The 3,763-nt window shown below is 50.4% G+C and carries 2 protein-coding genes; one reads left to right on the forward strand and one right to left on the reverse strand.

Translation table 11 applies throughout. From position 1 onward, the window contains the following. Positions 1 to 2,355 (reverse strand): beta-L-arabinofuranosidase domain-containing protein (locus VN105_RS19910; RefSeq protein WP_325643450.1); only part of this gene is annotated, 2,355 nt, incomplete at its 3' end. Positions 2,356 to 2,553: 198 nt separating this feature from the next. Here VN105_RS19910 and VN105_RS19915 point away from each other — a divergent pair. Beyond that, a complete protein-coding gene (locus tag VN105_RS19915; protein WP_325643452.1) occupies positions 2,554 to 3,705 on the forward strand; it encodes an aldose epimerase family protein in 1,152 nt (383 codons plus the stop codon). The last annotated feature ends 58 nt before the right edge of the window (positions 3,706 to 3,763 follow it).

Raw genomic sequence — 3,763 nt, forward strand, 5'->3', positions numbered from 1 at the left:
TCTGCATCCGTACAGCGGGCCCGCGCTGTTATTGGCTTTGGGCACAAAGCGAATGTTTACGCTTTGCTTTCCCCTGGTGAGATGTTCGGGGATGGCGTATGAAACAGGATAGAACCGGCTCTCTTTAAACTTGTTGATATCTTCTGTAGCAATGGTGGTACCGTCTACAACGATATCAAAGGTGCGGCCCCGGTTATCCATACCCCAGTAGGTGCATTGCAGGGAATGGGGGGAGTTGGGATCTACCTTCATGTTAAAGGAAAAATATCCGCCCGGCCATGCGATGCGCCATTTACGGCCATGTTCTTCTTCAGTGCTGGTTTTTTCGCCGGTGAATTGATGATCCCGTTCCGGCTGCATTTCCCCCGGACGGAGAATGTCCGTGGTACGGGCATCCAGCTCCTGTTGGGCTTTTTTTGCGGCAGCATATTTCACCTGTTGTTCCTGCCAGCTTTGTGGTGTAAACACATCCCAGTATACCGTGTAGTATTCATTACGGGTTTGATAAAAGGGAGTGAGGGTAACCTCCTTTGGCTGCGCGGTGCCGGCGGTACGGAACAGCAGCGAGTTAGGATCTTCCGTACGGCTGATCCATGAACCGGGTTGCTGGTTGGCGGCTACCAGAACGGGTACGCCGCTTACCGGGTCGGGTTCTTTTTCCCCAAGGATGCCTGACAACAATACCGGGCCATAGAATAATGCCTGCCTGTTGGGATTATCCGGAAGCGCTTCTGTATACACATCCGCAGGCAGGATAAGCCTTACCTGGTCATTGTTCTTCCAGCTGCGGGTAACAACGAGGTAGCCGCTTTCATCTGTTTGCAGTGGTTGTTCCGCACCATTTACTGTAAGACTTATACCATCCCTGGCCCATGCCGGTTTGCGGATGCGCATGGTAAACGGGGCTGTTTTCTTTGTGCTAACGGTGAGGGTTACACGATTATTGGCAGGAAGGTTGTTTTCCTGTTTGATGGTAACGCCTTTTTCTTTCCAATCCAGTATGGAGGGGATGAACAGGTTTACGAACAGGCTGCCATCGGCGCCGCGGTAATAAATGCTTTCCCCGTATTTTACGTGATTCTCCATCCCCGATCCAACGCAGCAGGTGAAGGTTTCAAACTCGTCGCTGTATTCTTTATGCCCGCCCATTCGGAGCGGTATAAAGTAACACATCATGCCGGTTTCATGGTTTTGTGAGGCGAGGATATGATTGTATAATGCTTTCTCGTAGTAGTCCATCAGGTGTGCCTGCGGGTCCAGTGCAAACAGGTGCCTGGTGAGCTTGAGCATATTATAGGTATTGCATGTTTCGGTGGTATTATCGGTGAGCGCTTCATTGAGCTGTTTTGCAGGGCCGAAGTATTCGTAGTTGCTGTTGCCCCCGTTGGCGTAGGAGTGATCCCTGGTGACCACTTCCCAGAAATATTTTGCGATAGCCGCGTCTTTGGGATCTTTATTCAGCTCATATCTCCGGATGCTGGCAATGGCTTTAGGGATCTGGGTATTGGAGTGCTTGCCCGGAAGTATATCTTTCCCTGCAGCCAGGGAATCCAGGATGCGTTTATCATAAAAGCGGTAGGAGAGATCCAGGTATTTTTTATCGCCGCTTAAGGCGTAGGTATTCACCAGTGTTTCGGCCATGCCGCCGTATTCGCAGATCAGCATTTTCTGCATTTGTTCTTCCGACAGGTTTTTGATCACGTTGCCGGTCCAGTCGGCAATGCCTTTGTTTACCTGCAGCGCTTCCGCGTTGTTACAGTACAGCCATGCGTCCAGCAGGCCGGCCATAATTTTGTGCACGGTGTACCAGGGCGACCAGCCGCCGTTAAGGTCGAAGCCCCTGGAACGGATATCACCGGCAGCGATCTCAGACCAGAGCTTATCATCATTGGGAAACGCGCCTATATAGCCATTGTGGCGGTTTTGCTGGCACAGTGCCAGTTCACTGACCAGGTAGGCCACCCGGTTAAGATAAGCGGTGTCTTTAGTAGCGGCATATTGCATGGCGCAGGCCGATAAGTAATGCCCCATGGTGTGGCCTGCCAGTCCGCCGGTTTCCCAGCCGCCATATTGTTTGCCTTTTGCAGGCAGGCCGGCATTGGTGCGGAAGGCACACAGGAGGCGGTCGGGATCTATTTTTAACAGGTACCTGGCATCCGCCTGCATCGCTGTTTTAAATGGGCTCTCCAGGAGGGTAACGTCTGTTATAGGAAACGGGTATGCTTTTATAGTGGCTGCCGGCAGCACTTTCATCTTCTTTTCTTTCCACCCCGGTACATAGGATTGGGCATGGGCGCTATAGTACAGCTGGAGGCTGCCTGCCAGCAACAGCCCTGTAGTGATCAGTCTTTTCATTTCATCAGTATTTAACATGCTAAAACTAATCCGCACCCCGTATACTTACTTTCCAATTATTGACAGATTGTACACGTATTTTAATCAATAGCATTTTTAATTGTTCTTGCGACAATAAATTTCAAATAAAAATATTTGACTTTAACGGGATTATCCCGATATTTAGTGACTCTTTTTCACTTAACATCAAAATACGTTATGGACATGAACTTTAAGGCGTTAACCGCTCTCATGATTTCCGGCGGTACCATGCTGGCCTCCTGCAACAATAATGCTGCAAAAACGGAGGAAAGCAAGGATTCCACGGCAACGGCTGTAACAGCTGGTCCACGCAGCTTTGGCCAGGCAGATGGCCAGGAGGTGTTGCAATATACCCTGAAGAATGCAAACGGAATGGAAGTAAAGATCCTGAACTATGGTGGTACCATTACGGATATTATTACCCCCGATAAACAGGGCGAGAAAGGCAACGTGGTATTGTCTTACGATTCACTTTCCGGCTACCAGCAGAAAGGACAGCCTTATTTTGGTGCATTGGTAGGCCGCTATGCCAACCGTATTGCCAACGCGAAGTTTAAACTGGATGGCAAGGAATACACACTGGCTCCCAACAATAACGGCAACACGCTGCACGGGGGACTGAAAGGATTTGACAAGGTAGTTTGGGCCGCCACTCCTGCGGGTGACAGCAGCCTGCAACTGGTGTATAACAGTAAAGACGGGGAAGAAGGCTATCCCGGTAATCTCCAGGCTACCGTAGTGTATACGCTCACACCGGACAACGCCCTGCAGATCACCTACAAGGCTACCACTGATAAGCCAACACCGGTAAACCTTACCAATCATACCTACTTCAATCTTTCTGCAGGCAAAGACAGCACCATCCTCGGACATGAACTGTCCCTGAAGGCCAGCCGCTACACTCCTGTAAATGATAAGCTGATCCCAACCGGTAAACTGGACCCGGTGAAAGGCACGCCAATGGATTTCACCACTGCTAAAAAGATCGGTGCAGACATCGGCAAAGTGAAAGGCGGCTACGATCACAACTGGGTACTGGACAAGCCGGAAGGCGTACTGGAAACCGTAGCTACCCTGTATGACCCCACCAGCGGCCGTTATATGGAAGTAGCTACTACTCAGCCAGGTATCCAGTTCTATACCGGCAATTTCCTGGATGGAACACTCACCAATACCCGCAACGGGCAGAAGTATGTGCAGAACGCGGCGCTTTGCCTGGAAACACAGCACTTCCCTGACTCACCGAACCAGCCGTCTTTCCCGAATGTGATCCTGAAACCAGGTGACACATTTTCGCAAACAACGGTGTATAAGTTCTCAGTGAAGTAACTCGCTTACCGCCTTCGGCGGCGCGCGAAGTTTGTCTGACTCAGGATTAAACTGATTA

This window comes from Chitinophaga sp. (assembly GCF_035564935.1).
Taxonomy (GTDB): domain Bacteria; phylum Bacteroidota; class Bacteroidia; order Chitinophagales; family Chitinophagaceae; genus Chitinophaga.

Excerpts from the sequence above, each read along its gene's own strand:
- VN105_RS19915 (WP_325643452.1), top strand. The coding sequence starts at position 2,554 with ATGGACATGAACTTTAAGGCGTTAACCGCTCTCATGATTTCCGGCGGT.